The sequence below is a fragment of the Rhizobacter sp. P2_G4 genome, assembly GCF_056403575.1.
Map to the genome: position 1 here is coordinate 85,697 of NZ_JBFUFG010000010.1, position 17,666 is coordinate 103,362.

Below are 17,666 nucleotides of genomic sequence, written 5' to 3' on the forward strand. Positions count from 1 at the left end.
TCAGCCACCTTTGACGCCGCCGGCAGTCAGCCCGCCGACGATTTCTTTCTGGATCACGAGGGTGAGCAACAGCACCGGGGCGGTGACCAGCAGCGCCGCGGCGGCCAGCGGTCCCCAGGCAATCTGCTCGAAGGTCAGCACGTTGTAGATGGCCACCGGCAAGGTGCGCGTGGCCCGGCCCGCGAGCACCGCGCCAAAGACGAAGTTGTTCCACGAGAAGATGAACGCGAGGATGGCCGCCACGGTGATGCCGGGGCGCGCCAGCGGCATTGCGACATGGCGAAAACGCTGCCAGGTGGAGCAGCCGTCCATGAGGGCCGCCTCTTCCAGTTCGCCGGGCAGCGTTTCGAAGTAGCCCGACACGATGTACACGATGATGGGCAGCGTGATCACCATGTGCGTGATGACGATGGGCGTCAGGGTGCCCGTCAGCCCCAGCGCCTGGAAGAGCGTGAACAGCGGGATCAGGAAGCTGATGGCCGGCGTCATGCGTGCGATCAGGATCACGAGCAGGAGCTTGCGCGCCTTCAGCCGCGCGATGCCGTAGGCGGCAGGCACGCCCACCGCCAGCGCGATCAGCGTGGCCAGGCCCGACACCACGATGCTGTTGAGCAGGTAGCTCAGGAACGGCGTCTGCTCGAACACCGCTCGAAAGTTGGCCAGCGTCACACTGCTCGGGATGAACACCGGCGGGTAGGCCAGGTTGTCGGTCTCCGTCTTCAGCGAGAGCGACAGCATCCACAGGAATACCGACGCCGCCGGCGACACCAGCACGAGCACCACGAAGGCGAGGCCCAGTCGATCGAGGAGCTTCTTCATCAGTCGTTCCACTTCGAACGCTCGCGCATCCAGAAGAGCATCAGCGAGAGCGCCACCACGATCACGAAGAACACGACCACGACCGCCGAGGCCTTGCCCACCTGGTAGAACGAAAAGGCCTGCAGATACAGATAGAGGTTGATGGTCTCGGAGGCCGTGCCGGGGCCGCCCTGCGTGATGACGTAGATGGTGTCGAAGGTCTTGAGCGCGTCAATCAGGCGCACCACCGCGGCGATCATCACGAAGGGCAGGATCATCGGCAGCGTGATGTAGCGAAACGTCTGCCAGCGGCTCGCGCCCTCCATGTACGCTGCCTCGAACGGGTCAGCGGGCATCGAGGCAAGACCGCCGAGCACGATGAGCATCACCAGTGGCGTCCACTGCCAGATGTCCACCATCACGAGGCAGGGAATGGCCAGGCGCGGCGAGTACACCCACTCCGACGGCGCGATGCCCACCAGCGACAGCAGGTAGTTCAGCACGCCCTGCTGCGGGTGGAACATCATGGTCCACACCAGCGCAATGGCCACCGGCGTGGCCATCATCGGCAGCGTGAACAGGCCACGCACGAAGCCACGCAGTGGAAACTTCTGGTTGAACACCAGCGCGGCCACGGTGCCCAGCAGCAGCGGCCCGATCACCGCCAGCAAGGTGAAGAAGAGCGTGTGGCCGATCGCCTCGATGAAGCGGCGGTCGGTCAGTAGTGCGACGTAGTTGCCCAAGCCGGTGAACGTGCTCGCCGAGCCGATCTTCCAGTCGAAGAGGCTCATCCACAGCGTGAACGCCCACGGGAACGCGATGATCGCCGTGACGGCAATCAGTGCAGGAACGATGAACCAGTACAGCGCCGAGCGCTTGGCGTGGAGCATGGCAAGAGCTAGCGGCGCGCGGACGCGCTCAGGCCTTGCCTTCGCTCTTGTTCAGCACCGGCTGGAATTCCGCGGTGGCCCTCTTCATTTCGCTGGCCACATCGGCCCCGGTCAGGATGTTGTTCAACGCAATGCCAAAGGTGTCGCGAAACTCGCTGACGGGCTCGATCACCGGCAGACCCGGGCGCGAGATGGGCAGCGACTCGGACACCGCCTCCAGCCAAGACGCGGGCAGCTTCTGTGCGGCAAGTGCCTTCTTGTCGGCATAGGCCGAGCCGCGCACCGGCGCGCCATGTCCGTCGACCAGCATGCGCAACTGCATCATCTTGCCGGTGGCCCATTGCACGTAGTACCAGGCCGGCCCCTTCTTGGTGGTGAAGGCGGAAACGCCGACGCCATCGCCGAACATCGAGACCACGTGCGCCTTGGGTCCGGCTGGGATGACGCCATAGCCCACCTTGCCCACGACCTTGGACTTGCTCGGGTCTTCGAGCGGAAGCGCAAAGCCGCTGCCGTCGATCCACATCGCCGCCTTGCCTTGCAGGAAGAGGCTCTGCGATTCGTTCCAGTTGAAGCCCGCAATGCCCGCCGGCCCGTTGCCTTTCAGCAGGTCGCGGTACAAGGTGGCGGATTCGATGGCTTCGGGGCCGTCGGTCATCAGCTTGCCCGATGCGTCGGTGAAGCTGCCACCATAGCCGAGGAAGAACGTGCTCCACAGCGGCACGTTCGCGTTCTTCAGCCCGCGGCCCACCATGCCGAAGACACCTTTCGCCGGATCGTGCAAGGCCTTCGCGGCCGCCAGCACGTCGGCCATGCTCTTCGGGTAAGCGAGGTTCTTGGCCGCGAACAAGTCCTTGTTCCAGTACAGCAGCCAGGGGTCGAGGTTCAGGGGCAGGCTGTCGATGCGGCCGTCGGACTGGGTCGCGTAGAACATGCCACCGGCGGCGAAGTCCTTCAGGTCGAAATCGGCTGTGGCCTGGCTCGCGAAATAGGGCCGCAGGTCTTCAAGCCACTTGCCGCGCGCGAACTGGCGCTTCTGCACGTGGTACGACAGGTGAATCACGTCGAAGCTCGTCTTGCCCGAGTTGAACTCGATCACCGCCTTTTGCCGTGACTGCTGTTCAGGCACCTGCTCTGAACCGACGGTGATGCCGGTCAGCTGCTCGAATTCCTTCTGGTACTTCTGCAGCAGCTCGGCGCGTGGGCTCTTGACGAGGTGCACCTCGATGCTTTGCCCCGAGTAGCGTTTCCAGTCCAGTGCAGGCTGCGCAAAGGCAGGCGGCAGCATGGACGCGAGGCCCATGCAACCGGCGCCTTGGAGGATGGTGCGACGTTGCTTGTCGATGTGTTGATTCATGGTGTGTCTCCTGTCTGTTGTTTGATGGGTGCAGCTCGTTCGGCGCACTTCAATCTGATTCTCGGCCGATGCCGAAGGCGCGCAATTGCGCAGAGAGGGTCTCGAACGCCGGCTCGCTCAGCGCCACCAGCGGCGGCCGGACGCGCAGCCAGCCCTTGTCGCCCGACAGCAGCGCCATCACGCCCTTGAGCGCCGGCGTCAGAGCATAGCCGCCGAGCAAGGCCAGCACGCGTGTCACGCGATCGAGGTCTTGCGGCGTGCCGGGCGCGTCAGGCTGCGTGACCAGGCGGTGCACGAGACGCGGCATGAAGTTCGCCAGCCCGCTGATGGCGCCCGTGCTGCCTCGCCGGCCCAGCTCGGGCAGGTCAAGCTCGTTGCCCACATAGACCGTCAGCTCGCGCATGAAGCGCTCGGCGAGCGCGCGCGAATGGGCGATCTCGCAGCTGCTGTCCTTGATGCCGACGATGGTCTGCGGATACAGCGTCTTCAGCGTCTCGATCACGTGGTGAGACAGCCCGATGCCCGCCACCTGGGGGATGTGATACAGGTACAGCCGCAGCCGGTCGTCGGCCGCTGCGTCGATGACGTACCGATAGGCGTCGACGATGCCCTGGTCGGTGACGCCCTTCAGAAAGAACGGCGGCAACATCAGGCAGCCGTGGGCGCCGATGGCCAGCGCATGGCGGGTGAGGGCCAGTGTTTCCGGCAGCGCCGCGCAGCTGGTCGACACGATGATCTGCGAAGCGGGCACGCCACCGTTCACGAGCGCATCGACGGCGGCGCGCCGCTCGTCCAGCGAGAACGACGGGCCTTCGCCGGTGGTGCCGAACGGCGTCACGCCGCCGCAGCCGGCTTCGAGCAGCGAGCGCGAGTGCGACGCGAAGCGCGCGTGGTCGATTCGCAGCTCGGCGTCGAGTGGCGTCAGCAGCGCCGGCCAGATGCCGCGAAATGAAGTGACGTGGGCGGATTGGGACATTACAGGTTCTCCGGGGACCACGGCAAGGGAGGCCGCGGCAGTCCGAGCACACGGCGATGTGCGCTCTCGATGTGGTGGGCGAGTCGCTGTGCCACGGCCTGCGGATCGCGGCGCTTGAGTGCGTCGATGAACCACAGATGCTCCTCCATCGCTGGCAGCAGCGCCTCGGGGGACAGGGCCGACGCTTCGAGCTTGATGAGCCGCACGCGCAGGCTGTTGATTCGGTAGACGTCCGAGATCAGCTCGTTGCCGAGCGCGTCGATCATGAGGTCGTGCAGACCCCAATCGACCGTGGTGGCGTCGGCCAGCAGGTGGTCGTCGATGGTCGCGCTGCGCGCGCGGCGCACGATGCGCAGGTGGGCATCTTCGATGGCCGCGAGGTCAGTGTCCGACACCGTGCTCGCGAAGCGGACAGCCGCCTCGCGCTCCAGCAGCAGGCGCAGCTGGAACGCGTTGTTGATGAGCTTGATGTTGACGTGCGCAATCTGCAGGCCGCGCTGCGGCACGGTGCGCAGCAGGCCTTCGGCCTCCAGCCGCGGAATAAGCTCGCGCACGGCGCCGAGCGGCATGTCGAGCAGCTGCATCAGCTCGCGCTGCGAGATGAACTGGCCGGGGCGAAGGTTGGCCTGGACGAGCTGCTGCTGAAAGTTCTCGTACGCCTTGGCACGCAGGCTGGTCGACGAGGTGCGGGCGGCGCTGGCCATGGTGTGGCTTCAGTGCAGCACGTCGAGAGTCAGCAGCGGAGCGGCGTTCTTCAGCATGTGTGGCGCGTGGACCGTGGTTTGTCGGCCCAAGCGCACTGACATGTTAGTCAGTACCCAGCGTCTGATTCATCGGGGAAACCCTTCCGGATTACCCGCGCGCGGTTTACTGAAGCGGTTCGATGACCTTGCTGTACGCGAAGAAGACCTCATCGCGCACCCAGCCCAATGCTTCGTAGGCGTTCTGGGCCGGCCTGTTGGTCCTCGCGGTGGTGAGGTCCATTCTGGCCTTGCCTCTTTCGGCTGCCAGCTTCTCCGCAGCCTGCAGAAGGACCTTGCCGGCGCCCGAGCGCCTTGCCTCCGGGTCGACGAACAGGTCGTAGAGCGAGTAGATCGGCTTGGCTTCGACCGAGCAGAACGTCGGGTAGAGCTGACAGAAGCCGACGACTTGCTGGCGCTCGTTTGAAGCGAGAAGAATCACAGACTCGTTGTTCTGAATGCGGTCACGGATGAAGCTCCTCGCCAAGGCGAGGTTCGGTGCTTGCTCATAGAACTGCCGATAGGCGTCGAACAACGGTGCGATGACGTCGAGGTCGGCCAGCGTGGCGACGCGGGTGCGGAGGGTGCTCATGCGGTCTGGCACGGATATCTGTGTGCTGAGAATGGCGGCCTCAGCCTCGCGCGAAGAAGGCCTCGACCAGGCGCACCCAGTAGGTCGATCCCACCGGCAGCAACGCGTCGTTGAAGTCGTAGTTCGGGTTGTGCAGCTCGCACGGGCCCATGCCGTGGTAAGTCTGTTCGCGGTGGCCGCCACCGCCGTTGCCGACGAACAGGTACGTGCCCGGCACCTTCTGCAGGTAGAACGAGAAGTCTTCGGCGCCGCCATGCTGCGGCGTGTTGCCGTCGACCTTCTCGGCGCCGAAGGTGTCTTGCGCCACCTTCATCGCGAAGTCGGTCTGCGCGTCCCAGTTGACGAGCGGCGGGTAGGCGCGGTGGAACTTGAGTTCGCCCGTGCCACCGTGCACCTGGGGCAGCAGTTCGGCCATGCGGCGCATGTTGGTCTCGATCTCGTCGAGCACCTCGGTGCTGAAGGTGCGTACCGTGCCGCGGATGACCGCCTCGCCCGGCAGCACGTTGTACGCATCGCCCGCATGGATCTGCGTCACGCTGACCACGGCCACGTCGATCGGGTTCTTGTGGCGCGAGATCAGCGTCTGCAGTGCGCCCACCATCTCGGCTGCGATGACGATGGTGTCGACGGCCTTGTGCGGTTGCGCGGCGTGCCCGCCGGTGCCGCGCACGATGATGTCGAAGCGATTGCTCGACGCCATCGTCGGCCCCTTGCGGAAGGCGAAGTGGCCAACCTCGAAGCCCGGCATGTTGTGGATGCCGTAGATCTCTTCGCACGGAAACTTGTCGAACAGACCGTCGTCCATCATCGCCTTGGCGCCGGCGTTACCGCCCTCCTCCGCGGGCTGGAAGATGAAGTTGACCGTGCCCTCGAAGTCGCGGTGTGTCGACAGGTAGTGCGCCGCGCCCAGCAGCATCGCGGTGTGGCCGTCGTGCCCGCAGCCGTGCATGCGGCCGGGGTTCTTGGACGCATGCAGGAATCGGTTGTGCTCGGGCATGGGCAGCGCGTCCATGTCGGCACGCAGGCCGATGGCGCGCTCGCCGGCGCCACGCGTGCCGTGCAGCACGCCGACCACGCCGGTGGTGCCGAGCCCGCGGTACACCTCGATGCCCCACGACGCGAGGCGCTCGGCCACCAGGTCGGAGGTGCGGGTCTCCTTGAACGCGAGTTCGGGGTGCGCGTGGATGTCGCGGCGCAGCGCGGTGAACTCGGCGTGCTTGTCTTCGATGTCGGCGATCACTGTCATTTGACTTGGCCCTTCACGTAGTCGGCAATTTCTCGGGAGACGGCCGTGAGCGCATCTTGCAAGGCCGTGAAGCCTGCACTGCGCTCGCGGGTGACTTCATCCATGTAGAGACCGCGATGGATCTCGACCTGCAGGCTGTGGCGGCGCTCGGCCGGCCGGCCCAGGCGGGCGATCAGTGCCACGCCCTTGAACGGGTCGTTGATCGCCACGCTGAAACCGCGCTTCTTCAAGGCTTCGGCCACCAGCGCGGTGAACTCGGGGGCGGCGGTCGTGCCGTCGCGGTCGCCGAGCACGAAGTCGGCGAGCGGGTGGTCGCTATGGATCTGCAGGCCCTCGTACGAGTCGGCCGGCATGGAATGCAGGTTCAGGTGCCACACCGCGCCGAAGCGTGCGTAGGCCGCTTCGATCTGCTCGCGCATGGCCGCGTGGTACGGCGCGTGGTAAGTCGCGATGCGGTTCTGGATCTCGGCCACCGGCAGCTTGCGCGCGTAGATGGGCCACTTGCCGTTCTTCTGCGCGTCGCGCCAGATCAGGCCGATGCCCAGGCGCGTCTTCTCGCTGGGGCTGAGCGGCGTCGGCCAGGGCTCGGCCAGCATGCCGGGGTCGATGTCTTCCACGTCACGGTTCGGATCGATGTAGGCGCGTGGGAATTCAGCTGCCAGCAGCGTGGCGCCGACGGAGGGCAGTGCCTGCCACAGCACGTGCACGTCGGTGTCTTCGCCGCGACGCAGCATGTCGAAGGGCACGGCGTAGTTGAAGTCGTCGGGGTACAGCACGCCGCTGTGCGGCGAGTCGCAGATCAGTGGCAGTGCCTCGCCTTCGGGCAGGCGCAGCGTGAAGGGCGGGAACGGCGTGGGGACGCTCGGGAGAACAGGCGCGGGTGTCGTCATGGTTGCGGATCGTTGAGGTGGCACGCGCTGGTGTGGCCGGGCTGCAGCGTGCGCAGCGGCGGCGCCTCGACCTTGCAGCGCGGCATCGCATGCGGGCAGCGCGGGTGGAAGGCGCAGCCTGGGGGAGGCGCTAGCGGTGATGGCAGTTCGCCCTTGATGGGCTGGTAGGCACGGCGGGTGGTTTCGAGCGTCGGCAACTCCGACAGCAGCGCCTGCGTGTACGGGTGGTTCGGCGCGCTGAAGATGGTCTCGGTCGGCGCGACCTCGACGATGCGGCCGAGGTACATGATGACCACACGGTCCGACACATGCCCCACCACGCCTAAGTTGTGGCTGATGAAGAGGTAGGTGAGGTCGAACTCGCGGCGCAGCGCCAGGAACAGGTTGAGCACCTGCGCCTGGATCGACACGTCGAGCGCGGCCACCGCTTCGTCGCAGACGATGAGCCGCGGCTTCAAGGCCAGTGCACGCGCGATGCCGATGCGCTGCCGCTGGCCACCCGAGAACTGGTGCGGGTAGCGCTGCGCGTACTCGGGGTCGAGCCCGACCTGGCGCATCAGCGCGCCCACGTACTCGGCCTTGTCTTTGGCCTTCACCAGGCCATGCACCACCGGCGCTTCGCCAACGATGTCCATCACCCGCATGCGCGGGTTGAGCGAGGCCATCGGGTTCTGGAAGATCATCTGCACGCCCAGGCCCCAGGCGCGGCGCTCGGCGGCGTCCATGTCGGTTACCGGCTTGCCCAGGTAGCTCACGGTTCCTTCGGTCGGCGGCGTGATGCCGGCGATCACGCGACCCAGCGTCGACTTGCCGCAGCCGGATTCACCGACCACGCCGATCACCTCGCCGGGCTGGATCTCCAGGTCGACATCGGCCACGGCATGCACGACCGACGCGCGGTTGCCGGCACCCATCAGGTTCGCGATGCGCCCGGCGAGGTCGATGTTCTGCACGAAGCGCTTGGAGATTCCGCGCAGCTGCAGCAGCGGCGTGCCGGTCGTCGTCACGGGGGTGGGTTCGAGAAGAGTTTCCATGCGATGTCAGGCGGCCATCTCGGGGGTCAGCATGTTCCAGCAGCGCACCGTCTTGCCATGAACCGTGGGCTCGGGCTGCGGCACCGCGAGGCAGGCATCGGTGGCGTGGCTGCAGCGCGGGCGGAAGGCGCAGCCCTGCGGCAGGTGCAGCAGTGACGGCGTCATGCCGGGGATCTGCCGCAGCAGCGTGCCGTGGGTGGCACGCGTCGGGATCGAATCGACCAGCCCGCGCGTGTAGGGGTGTGACGGTTGCCTGATGACGTCGGCCGTGGCGCCGCTCTCGACGATGCGCCCGGCATACATCACCGCGATGTGATCGGCCAGGCCCGACACCACCGCCAGGTCATGCGTGATCCAGATCATCGCGGTGCCGGTCTCTCGGCACAGCTTCTGCACCTCGTACAGGATCTGCGCCTGGATGGTCACGTCGAGCGCGGTCGTGGGCTCGTCCGCGATGATGAGCTTCGGGCCGTTGAGCAGTGCGATGGCGATGGCCACGCGCTGGCGCATGCCGCCGGAGAGCTGGTGCGGGTAGGTCTGCAGCCGCTCTTCCGGCGACGGGATGCCGACCATCGCCAGCGCATCGCGTGCCCTGGCCAGCGCCGCCTTGGGGCTGACTTTTTCGTGCACATGGATCGCCTCGACCATCTGCGTGTCGACACGCAGCACGGGGTTGAGCGTCATCATCGGGTCCTGGAAGATCATCGCGATCTCCTTGCCGCGCAGCGTCTGCAGCCGCTGCTCAGATGCATCCACCAGCTCTTCGCCCAGGTAGCGGATGTGGCCGCCGACGATGCGGCCGGGTGCGTCGATCAGCCCGATGACCGAGAAGCCGGTGATGCTCTTGCCCGAGCCCGACTCGCCCACCAGGCCGAGGATCTCGCCGGCATGCACGCGCAGGTCGACACCGTCGACCGCCTTGACCACGCCACCGTGGGTGAAGAAGTGCGTCTGCAGGCCTTGAATGTCCAACACGGCGTCGAGCACCGGCTGAGCGTTGGACTGCTTGGGTTCCGTCGTCATGCTCAGTGCGCGTTGTGTGGGTTGAGGATGTCGCGCAGGTGGTCGCCCACCAGGTTGATGCCGACGATGGCCAGCGCCAGCGCGATGCCGGGGAAGAACGAGATCCAGTAGTTGCCCGACAGCAAAAACTCGAAGCCGTTGGCGATCAGCATGCCGAGTGAGGGTTCGGTCACCGGCACACCGACGCCAAGGAAGGACAGCGTCGACTCCAGCGCGATGGCGTGGGCCAGGTCGATGGTCGCGATCACGATCAGCGGCGGCAGGCAGTTGGGCAGCATGTGGCGCAGCAGCACGCGCGGCCAGCCGAGCGACATGCACTGCGCGGCTTCGATGTATTCCTTGGCACGCTCCACCAGCGCGGCACCGCGCGCGGCCCGCGCGAAGTAGGCCCACTGCACGATGATGAGCGCGAGGATCACCTTGTCGACGCCCTTGCCGAGGATGGCGAGCAGGATCAGCGCAACGAGGATGGCCGGGAACGAGAGCTGGATGTCGACGATGCGCATCAGCAGCGCGTCGATCCAGCCTCCGAAGTAGGCTGCCGCCAAGCCGACCACGCTGCCGATGGCGAGCGCCGCCGCCACCGAAACACTGCCCACCATCAGGCTGGTGCGCAGGCCGTAGAAGATGGCAGAGAGCATGTCGCGCGCCTGGCCGTCGGTGCCGAGCCAGTAGGTCATGGTGCCGGCGGCGTCCTTGCTGCCGGGCGGCAGCTTGGAGTCGAAGATGTCGAGCTTGCCGATGTCGTACGGGTTCTGCGGCGAGATCCACGGCGCGAACACCGCCACGAACACGGCCAGCGCCAGCAGCACCAGGCCGAACACCGCCAGCTTGTTGGCGAGAAATTCGCGCCGGAAGCGCTGCCAGGGCGTCTCGGGCGGCGGCAGCGCCGCGACGGGGCCTTCGGCGACGATCGCCGGCATGACCTCGGGAACCTTGAGCGTGGTGTCGTTCATGCCTTGGCTCCCTGCAACCGCACGCGCGGGTCGAGCACCGAATAGAGAACGTCCACCGCGAGGTTGAGCATCACGAGGAAGAACACGATGAGGATCAGGTAGGCCACGACCACCGGGCGATCGAGCGTGATGATGGAGTCGAGCAGCAGCTTGCCCATGCCGGGCCAGGCAAAGATGGTTTCGGTGACCACCGCGAAGGCAACCACCTGGCCGAACTCGAGCCCGCCGACGGTGATGATGGGAATCATGATGTTCTTCAGCAGGTGCACGCGCAGGATGCGGCTCCAGCCCAGGCCCTTGGCGCGCGCGAACTTGATGTAGTCCATCGGCAGCGCCTCACGCGTGGCGGCCCGCGTGACGCGGATGATGAGCGCGCCCTTGGCCAGAGCGATCGTCACGGCCGGCAGCAGCAGCCGCGACCAGCCGTCGAGCGTGAGCACGCTGAGGTCGAGTGGCCCGAGGTGCACGGTGGCACCGCGCCCGCTGGCCGGCAGCCAGCCCAGGTACACCGCGAACACCATGATGAGCATCAGCCCGACCCAGAAGTTGGGCAGCGAGAAGCCCAGCACCGAGCCGGTCATGATGCCGCGTGTGCTCAGCGCGTGCGGCCGCAGCCCCGCCCAGATGCCCAGCGGCACGCCGATGAACATCGACAACCCCATCGACACGATGGCCAGCTCCAGTGTGGCGGGCATGCGCTCGAGGATAAGCCCCATGGCCGACTGGCCGGTGAGGAAGCTCTTGCCGAAGTCGAGCCGCAACGCGTGCGACATGAAGATGCCGTACTGCTGCCACAGCGGCTTGTCGAGCCCGAAGGACGCGCGGATCTCGTCGCGCTCCAGCTCGGTGGCCTCGGCGCTGGCCATCATGGACACAGGGTCGCCGACGACGTAGAGGCCGACGAAAACCAGGCCCGACATGACCGCCATGACGAGCACCGCCTGCAGCAGACGGCGAATGATGAAGGCCAGCATCGCCTTGCTTGGTCGCTATCTGATTACTTGGCCGGCACCGCGTACTGGATCATGGTCTGCTGGTCGGCTCTGCCCTTGAAGCTCACGTTCTTCTTCATGGCCCACACCGAGTGCTCGAAGTGGATGGGCAGCATGGCGAAGTCGGCCATCGCGAGTTCGCTCGCCTTGGCCAGCGTGGCGGCGCGTTTGGCATCGTCCATCTGGGTGGCGGACTCTTCCACCAGCTTGTCCATCTCGGGGTTGGAGTAGCGGCTGCGGTTGGTGGTGCCCACGCCCTTCTCCTTGTTGGGCGTGACGAGCAGCGCGTTCAGCGTGTTCGACATCTCACCCGTCGCCGTGCCCCAGCCGGCCAGGTAGGCGCTGTAGGCGTAGCTGTCGCGGTTCTTGAAGAACACGGCCGGCGCGTTGGAATCGATCGAGGTCTTCACGCCGATGCGCGTCCACATGGCGGCCAACGTCTGCGCCACCTTGCTGTCGTTGATGTAGCGGCCATTGGGCGCACCCAGCACCATCGTGAAGCCGTTCGGGTAGCCGGCATCCTTCAGCAATGCCTTGGCCTTCTCGGGGTCGGGTTTGGCGGCGGTCGTCAGGTTCTTGCTGGCGCCGAACATCGGGTACGGCAGCAGCTGTGCGGCCGGCGACGCCACGCCGCCCATGATCCGCGAGACCAGCGCCTGGCGGTCGACGGCCAGCGAGAGCGCTTCGCGCACGCGCTTGTCGAGCAGCGGGTTCTTGCCGTTGGCGTCGGGGATGCCCGGCGTGGTCTCGCCGTTCTGGTCGAGCGCCACGTAGATGACGCGGTTCGAGGCCTTGGTTTCCACCGTGAGCTTGGGCTCCTTCTTCAGGCGCTCGAGGTCATCGGTGGGCGGGTCTTCGACCAGATCGACGTCACCTGCAAGCAGCGCGGCCACGCGCGCGGCCGGGTTGCTGATGGGGCGGTAGATGACCTTGTCCCACGAGGGTGCCTTGCCCCAGTAGTTGGGATTGCGCTCGAAGATGATCTCCGAGCCGCGCTTCCACGACACGAACTTGTAGGGGCCGGTTCCCACGAGGCCGGTGCCAGCGTTCAGCTCGGTGGTGGTCTTTCCCTCGGGCGCCGCGCCCGCGGCCGCCTTGGCCGACATGATCGGCAGGCCCACCATGTTGATCGCCAGCAGCGGGTACGGCTCGGTGGTGGTGATGCGCACCGTCAGCGGATCGGGTGCCTCAACCTTCTCGACCTTCTGCAGATAGATCTTGAAGGACGACGGGCTGTTGGGGACCTTGGGCACGCGGTCGAAGGTGAACAGCACGTCGGCCGATGTCATCGGCGTGCCGTCGGAGAACTTCACGTTGGGCCGCAGCTTGAAGGTCCACACCTTGCCGTCGGCCTTCCACGATTCGGCCAGGCAAGGCTCGGGCTTCAGGTCGGCATCGACGCAGACCAGTGGGTCGAACAGCGTCTGCGACAGCTGGATGTTCGGCGTGAGCGCGTGGTACTGCGGGTCCATCGACGTTGGCTCGGTCTTCAGCGCCACGATCAGATCGCGCGCCATCGCGGTGGCCGAGAGTGAAGCGCAAGCGACGATCGCAGCGGCGGCCAGAAGGCGCCGCGTGGCTGGCCGGAAGTAAGAAGTTCCTGACATGTGTGTCTCTCCAGTGCCGATCAAAAAACAGAGGGGCGCCAGAGCGCGCCCACAACGCAAGTTTGACGCAAGAAATGAACCAGCGACACCGCTCTGTCGTGCGGGTCAGCAGTGTCCGGGTATCGTATGCGGCACAGCCAAAACCCGTTGACATCAAGTGACCACTCCCCCATCGACCATGCCCTATCCGATTGGCACGCCCGGCACACCTTGGGGCGCAGCTGAGAAGGCCGCCTGGCTCGCTCGCCAGCGGCTGCAGCGCAGCTATGCCGCAGAGGTCGTCGAGCCGCTCAAGGCTCGCCTGCCTGCGCAGGCCGAGCTGTTCGAGTACGGGGCTCTCGACTATGCGCGCCTGGGATGGGGCGGCTATCCGCTCTACGCGGTGCGCAGCCGCGTGTGGAACTCCGAGCGCCCGGTCGTACTGGTCACCGGTGGCGTGCATGGCTACGAGACCAGCGGCGTGCAAGGCGCCCTGCAGTGGATCGCGCAAGCGTTCGATCGCCATGCGGAGGCCGTCAACCTGCTCGTGTTGCCCTGCATCAGCCCGTGGGGCTACGAGACCATCAACCGCTGGAATCCCGATGCGCTGGACCCGAATCGGCAATTCAAGCCGGGCAGCCCCGCCGCCGAGTCGGCGCTGGCGATGGCCTGCGTGGCAGCCACCTGTGCGCGTGTCGACCTGCATGTCGACCTGCACGAAACCACCGACACCGACAACAGCGAGTTCGGCCCGGCCAAGGCCGCGCGCGATGGCGTGCCGTTCGACTGGCATGCCATTCCCGATGGCTTCTATCTGGTGGGCGATACCGAGCGCCCCGCATCCGAGTTCCAGCGTGCGCTGATCGACGCCGTGCGCCAGGTGACCCACATTGCGGAGGCCGACGAAGATGGCCGCCTTATCGGCGAGACGCTGCAGCAGCCGGGTGTCATCAACTACGCCAAGCGCTCACTCGGTCTGTGCGGCGGCATGACCGGCGCGCGCTTCGTGACCACCACCGAGGTGTATCCGGACAGCCCGACGGCAAGCCCTGCGCAGTGCAACGAAGCGCAGGCGGTGACGGTCAGCGCGGCGGTCGACTACCTGCTGCGCGCTTGAGCCGGCCCGGCCAGCGGAATGCAACTCGCCTTAGCCGGCATCCGCGCATTCAGTTCGGCTTCGCCTCGAAGTGAAAGAGCTGCACCAGCCTGCCGTTGTCGATGGTCGTGCCGAACAGCTCGGTCACCGCGTGATAGAAATCGCTCCGGAAAATGATGAGCCGGTTGAAGCGCATGGGCACTTCGATGACCGGCTCCCACAGCACCTCGCGCTGCTCGACCCACGCGTCGAAGCTCATTCGCTCGTTTGGTTTCAGCTCGCGGCGTTGATAGTCGGCGAGCGACCGATACCCCTTTTCCAGCAGCCGTTCGGCATTCGGGGTGCTGTCCCAACCGGTGCGGCGATGCCGAAAAAACGTGGTGCCTCCGCGGCTGTGTTCGGGTGGGCTCAGATAGAGCACGCCACCAAAGATGTTGCCGATGCTCGGGTTGTCCACGTGAACATCGGCCCGAGCCTCGTCACTGGCCGCACTCAGCCGGAACGCGCCATGGTCGGGCGAGTTCCATCTGAGCTCCCTTCCCAACGCATCGGCAACGCGCTGCATGAACTGCTCCGTCGCACACGGCGGCGTTTGCAGCCCCGGGAAATTGAGCTTTGCCTCCCGCCGCCCCTGGCTGCGGCACAGCTCGATGGCACGGTTGCGATACGACACGGCGTCTTCGAGGATGTCGTCGAAGACCATGAGCTCTCGCTCGACGCATGCACGCTCCAGCTCCGCTGGAGAAAGCGCACTGAGGTTGTTGACGGCCTCGGTGGGCGGCTTGCGCGGGCTAAATGCCGTGGGTCGTGCCCAGCCGATGTTCACGCGCTCATGAGGCCCCTCGGTGCCCTGGAACTTGCGCAGGGTTTCCATGGCATCGGCCATGCCCCACCGGTCGTATTGAAGCCGAGCGAGCGCCAAGAGCCACTCCGCTTGCGATGGCTCCAGCTTGAGCGCCTTCGACAGAGAGCGTTCAGCTTCGACGACATGGCCGAGCCGCTGCTGCAAGCTGGCAAGCCATGCGTGGGCCTGCGCATCGGTGGCGGCAAACTCGCAAGCCGCCGCCGCCTCGAGAGCGGCCGCCTCCAGCTGACCTGCCTCCGCCAGCAAGCCGGACAGGGTGGTCCTGAAACGCGGCTCTCGCGGTGCGGCGGTGATGGCACGGCGCACGAAGGCAACTCCGATCGCGGCCTGGCCCACGCCTGCATAGCCGGCGCCGAGCGCATGCAGAACTTCCGCGTCTGCCGGGGCCAGCTTGTAGGCCGATTGATAACGGGCAAACGCGTCTGCGGCACGTCCCTGCTGTTGCAGAGAGCGCCCCTCCACCAGCAAGCGGGATACGTTTGAAAGATGCGGCGGTACTCTGTCGTCGTGCATTGAACTCGGTTGCGGCGTGGCCTGGGTCGAGCGATTCTGGTCGGGTGTGGCCGCACAAACTTGCACTCAAGATTTGGCCCCAGACAGCAGTCGGCTATGCAAAGCACACGAGCCGTTGTCTCAGCATCAATGCCCCGTCTGCTTCGTTTGCTCGCTGCCCAAGCGGGCTTGCACTTCGAAGTGGTTGTGCCAGTAAGGGCTGCGGCCACGAAGCAGTTGCCAGAGGCTCGATGCGGCGTACGCCAAGAGGAAGAACGGCCCCCACCGCTCGTACTGCTGAACGTGAATGCGCTCATGCGGCCCGATGAGCGCCAGTTCTTCGCGGGTGACGGCCAAGATGACGTGGCCAAAGACGATGCCGCGAAACGGCAAGGCGCGTGTGAGCCTGCCGCATTCAGCGAAGCGGTGTCGATGAGTCACTTCCAGCGCACCGGCGGACCACACCGCTTGACCGCCGGCAAGTAGCGCAAGGGCGGCCAAGGTCAAACCAATCAGCGAGTTCGGGAGCGCCCAGACCAGTTTGGCAATACGCAACCACGGCATCTGATCACTCCTGCGGCTTTGGCATGAGATGCGTTTGAACGCTTTCTCCCGATATGTTCAATCTTTGATTTGGCCGACCTGTGGCGCACAAAGCGATGGGCGCTCAGCGATGAGCTCATGCGCCAGTTCACCGAGCGTCCGTATGCCTTTTGCTCGCGCCTCGTCCAACGGGTTCCCGGCCGTCAAGCGCATGCAATGGTCGAACTGTGTGCCCATGCTGAAAACAGCGCCAGGAACGAAGGTGTAGCCGCGCTCGCGCGCGCGCTCCAGCAACGTGCATGCATCCAGATCACCCGGCAGCTCCAGCCACAGCGCGTAGCCACCTTCACCTGTGGACACGCGCGTGCCCTCGGGAAACTGCGCGACAACGGCCGCCCGCAGTTCCTCGACCTGCACCTTCAGCCTGCGACGCAGCGTTCGCAGATGACGTTCGAAGCCGCCGCCGGCCAGGAAGCCGGCGATCACCCGCTCGGTCAACCAGGGAAGCAACTCCCCATGGACCGCGCGGGCGGCGCGGAGTTGCAGGCGATAGCGCCTGCTGGCGACATAGCCAAGGCTGAAGCCTGTCCCGGTGATGCAAGCAAAGCTGCCGCAATACAGCACCCACTCATCGTGGTCGAAGGCTTTCAGAGGGCGAGGCCGATGCGCCCCGCGGTACAGGTCACCCATCATGTCGCATTCGATCAAAGGCAGCTGGTGCTTCGCCAGCAGCGCGACCAACTCTTGCTTGGCATCGTCGCTCAGCAGGTGACCCGTGACCCGGTAAAAGCTGGGCTCCGCCAGGCACACGGCAACCTTGTGCTCTCGCAACACCATGGCCAACGCCGGTGCGGACAGGCCGCCCTCTGCGTGCACCGGGATCTCCAGAGCATGCAAGCCCATGCTTGCCAAGAGCTCCAGCACACGCAGCGGTGCCGGACTGGTCACTGCCACCAAGTCACCGGGCTCGGTCAGCAGACGCAGGCACAGCTGCAGCGATTCAGACTCTCCGTGAGTGACGATGACGTCTTCTGAATCGAAACGGCAACCCATGCGCGCGGAATGGGAGGCCAGTTGCTCGCGCAAGGCCACGCCACCATACACAGAGCCTCCCGCCAGAAGCGAGGCATCGGTTCGCAGCTGCTGCGTCATCAAGCGCCTCAGCGCTGGAAGAGGCAGCAGTTCCTTGGGCAGCGTCAGGTGACCCAGTGACAAACAACCTTCCCGCGACGCCGCAAGCTCCATCACGCGTTTGCGGCGTCCAGCCAGTTCGATCGACGACACGGAGGGCTGCGCCAACGCGAGTTGAGTCCTTGCACTCGCGAAGAATCCGCGTCGCGGCCGTGCCTCGATCAAGCCGGCGTCTTCCAGATCGTGCAGTGCATGGGTGACGGTTGCCAGGCTCGCTCCATGCTCCATGCAGAGATCTCGAACCGACGGCAGCCGGGAAGCGGGCACATAACGGCCGGCGCGCAGATCCTCGGCCAGCTTGGCGGCCAGGGCGCGATAGCGATAAGGGCTTGGGGTCACGATGAATGGCGAATCGAAGGGTCGACACGATACGTCAGTGGCGAGGCCTGGATCGATACA

17 protein-coding genes are annotated in these 17,666 nt (G+C 65.7%); 1 reads left to right on the forward strand and 16 read right to left on the reverse strand.

Features of this window, described 5'->3' with window-relative positions; translation table 11 throughout:
• The 13 genes from AC1DYS_RS26190 to AC1DYS_RS26250 form a co-directional block, all read right to left on the reverse strand.
• Entirely contained in the window at window positions 1-819 is an 819-nt protein-coding gene (locus AC1DYS_RS26190) for a carbohydrate ABC transporter permease (RefSeq protein ID WP_477904495.1), read from the reverse strand.
• A complete protein-coding gene (locus AC1DYS_RS26195; RefSeq protein ID WP_477904496.1) occupies window positions 819-1,688 on the reverse strand; it encodes a carbohydrate ABC transporter permease in 870 nt (289 codons plus the stop codon). Before AC1DYS_RS26195 ends, AC1DYS_RS26190 begins: the two co-directional genes overlap by 1 nt.
• A 28-nt stretch (window positions 1,689-1,716) precedes the next feature.
• Entirely contained in the window at window positions 1,717-3,045 is a 1,329-nt protein-coding gene (locus AC1DYS_RS26200; protein WP_477904497.1) for an ABC transporter substrate-binding protein, read from the reverse strand.
• 49 nt (window positions 3,046-3,094) lie between these two features.
• Window positions 3,095-4,021 carry a dihydrodipicolinate synthase family protein gene (locus tag AC1DYS_RS26205; RefSeq protein WP_477904498.1) on the reverse strand — a complete coding sequence of 309 codons (927 nt, stop codon included), beginning with the start codon at window positions 4,019-4,021 and terminating at the stop codon, window positions 3,095-3,097.
• Window positions 4,021-4,725, reverse strand: a complete 705-nt coding sequence (locus AC1DYS_RS26210; RefSeq protein ID WP_477904499.1) for a GntR family transcriptional regulator — start codon at window positions 4,723-4,725, stop codon at window positions 4,021-4,023. Before AC1DYS_RS26210 ends, AC1DYS_RS26205 begins: the two co-directional genes overlap by 1 nt.
• 163 nt (window positions 4,726-4,888) lie before the next feature.
• On the reverse strand, window positions 4,889-5,353 hold the full coding sequence (locus AC1DYS_RS26215; protein ID WP_477904500.1) for a GNAT family N-acetyltransferase: 465 nt from the start codon (window positions 5,351-5,353) through the stop codon (window positions 4,889-4,891).
• A 40-nt stretch (window positions 5,354-5,393) separates the two neighbouring features.
• On the reverse strand, window positions 5,394-6,599 hold the full coding sequence (locus AC1DYS_RS26220; RefSeq protein WP_477904501.1) for a M20 aminoacylase family protein: 1,206 nt from the start codon (window positions 6,597-6,599) through the stop codon (window positions 5,394-5,396).
• On the reverse strand, window positions 6,596-7,489 hold the full coding sequence (locus AC1DYS_RS26225) for an N-formylglutamate amidohydrolase (RefSeq protein WP_477904502.1): 894 nt from the start codon (window positions 7,487-7,489) through the stop codon (window positions 6,596-6,598). Before AC1DYS_RS26225 ends, AC1DYS_RS26220 begins: the two co-directional genes overlap by 4 nt.
• Window positions 7,486-8,523, reverse strand: coding sequence for an ABC transporter ATP-binding protein (locus AC1DYS_RS26230; protein WP_477904503.1), 1,038 nt, complete (start codon window positions 8,521-8,523; stop codon window positions 7,486-7,488). Before AC1DYS_RS26230 ends, AC1DYS_RS26225 begins: the two co-directional genes overlap by 4 nt.
• 6 nt (window positions 8,524-8,529) lie before the next feature.
• On the reverse strand, window positions 8,530-9,546 hold the full coding sequence (locus AC1DYS_RS26235; RefSeq protein WP_477904504.1) for an ABC transporter ATP-binding protein: 1,017 nt from the start codon (window positions 9,544-9,546) through the stop codon (window positions 8,530-8,532).
• Between the two features lie 2 nt (window positions 9,547-9,548).
• On the reverse strand, window positions 9,549-10,469 hold the full coding sequence (locus tag AC1DYS_RS26240) for an ABC transporter permease (protein ID WP_477904576.1): 921 nt from the start codon (window positions 10,467-10,469) through the stop codon (window positions 9,549-9,551).
• A gap of 29 nt (window positions 10,470-10,498) precedes the next feature.
• Complete coding sequence (locus AC1DYS_RS26245) at window positions 10,499-11,476, reverse strand: ABC transporter permease (RefSeq protein ID WP_477904505.1); 978 nt, start codon at window positions 11,474-11,476, stop codon at window positions 10,499-10,501.
• Between the two features lie 23 nt (window positions 11,477-11,499).
• Complete coding sequence (locus tag AC1DYS_RS26250) at window positions 11,500-13,101, reverse strand: ABC transporter substrate-binding protein (protein WP_477904506.1); 1,602 nt, start codon at window positions 13,099-13,101, stop codon at window positions 11,500-11,502.
• A 178-nt stretch (window positions 13,102-13,279) separates the two neighbouring features.
• Between AC1DYS_RS26250 and AC1DYS_RS26255 the strand changes: the two genes are divergently transcribed.
• Entirely contained in the window at window positions 13,280-14,197 is a 918-nt protein-coding gene (locus AC1DYS_RS26255) for a M14 family metallopeptidase (protein ID WP_477904507.1), read from the forward strand.
• A 49-nt stretch (window positions 14,198-14,246) separates the two neighbouring features.
• Here the strand turns inward: AC1DYS_RS26255 and AC1DYS_RS26260 are convergent, their stop codons facing one another.
• From AC1DYS_RS26260 to AC1DYS_RS26270, 3 genes are read right to left on the reverse strand one after another with little or no spacing between them, the layout of a single operon-like run.
• Complete coding sequence (locus AC1DYS_RS26260; protein WP_477904508.1) at window positions 14,247-15,620, reverse strand: DUF6445 family protein; 1,374 nt, start codon at window positions 15,618-15,620, stop codon at window positions 14,247-14,249.
• 60 nt (window positions 15,621-15,680) lie between these two features.
• Window positions 15,681-16,097: a signal peptide prediction gene (locus AC1DYS_RS26265; RefSeq protein WP_477904509.1), complete on the reverse strand. Its 417-nt coding sequence runs from the start codon at window positions 16,095-16,097 to the stop codon at window positions 15,681-15,683.
• A gap of 57 nt (window positions 16,098-16,154) precedes the next feature.
• Entirely contained in the window at window positions 16,155-17,606 is a 1,452-nt protein-coding gene (locus AC1DYS_RS26270) for an aminotransferase-like domain-containing protein (RefSeq protein WP_477904510.1), read from the reverse strand.
• Window positions 17,607-17,666 lie beyond the last annotated feature (60 nt).

Bases quoted from the DNA above. Each gene is read 5' to 3' on its own strand.
- AC1DYS_RS26230 (WP_477904503.1), bottom strand. From the start codon at position 8,523: ATGGAAACTCTTCTCGAACCCACCCCCGTGACGACGACCGGCACGCCG.
- AC1DYS_RS26240 (WP_477904576.1), bottom strand. From the start codon at position 10,469: ATGCCGGCGATCGTCGCCGAAGGCCCCGTCGCGGCGCTGCCGCCGCCC.
- AC1DYS_RS26220 (WP_477904501.1), bottom strand. From the start codon at position 6,599: ATGACAGTGATCGCCGACATCGAAGACAAGCACGCCGAGTTCACCGCG.
- AC1DYS_RS26265 (WP_477904509.1), bottom strand. From the start codon at position 16,097: ATGCCGTGGTTGCGTATTGCCAAACTGGTCTGGGCGCTCCCGAACTCG.
- AC1DYS_RS26190 (WP_477904495.1), bottom strand. From the start codon at position 819: ATGAAGAAGCTCCTCGATCGACTGGGCCTCGCCTTCGTGGTGCTCGTG.
- AC1DYS_RS26195 (WP_477904496.1), bottom strand. From the start codon at position 1,688: ATGCTCCACGCCAAGCGCTCGGCGCTGTACTGGTTCATCGTTCCTGCA.
- AC1DYS_RS26255 (WP_477904507.1), top strand. From the start codon at position 13,280: ATGCCCTATCCGATTGGCACGCCCGGCACACCTTGGGGCGCAGCTGAG.
- AC1DYS_RS26250 (WP_477904506.1), bottom strand. From the start codon at position 13,101: ATGTCAGGAACTTCTTACTTCCGGCCAGCCACGCGGCGCCTTCTGGCC.
- AC1DYS_RS26225 (WP_477904502.1), bottom strand. From the start codon at position 7,489: ATGACGACACCCGCGCCTGTTCTCCCGAGCGTCCCCACGCCGTTCCCG.
- AC1DYS_RS26210 (WP_477904499.1), bottom strand. From the start codon at position 4,725: ATGGCCAGCGCCGCCCGCACCTCGTCGACCAGCCTGCGTGCCAAGGCG.
- AC1DYS_RS26200 (WP_477904497.1), bottom strand. From the start codon at position 3,045: ATGAATCAACACATCGACAAGCAACGTCGCACCATCCTCCAAGGCGCC.
- AC1DYS_RS26235 (WP_477904504.1), bottom strand. From the start codon at position 9,546: ATGACGACGGAACCCAAGCAGTCCAACGCTCAGCCGGTGCTCGACGCC.
- AC1DYS_RS26215 (WP_477904500.1), bottom strand. From the start codon at position 5,353: ATGAGCACCCTCCGCACCCGCGTCGCCACGCTGGCCGACCTCGACGTC.
- AC1DYS_RS26245 (WP_477904505.1), bottom strand. From the start codon at position 11,476: ATGCTGGCCTTCATCATTCGCCGTCTGCTGCAGGCGGTGCTCGTCATG.
- AC1DYS_RS26205 (WP_477904498.1), bottom strand. From the start codon at position 4,021: ATGTCCCAATCCGCCCACGTCACTTCATTTCGCGGCATCTGGCCGGCG.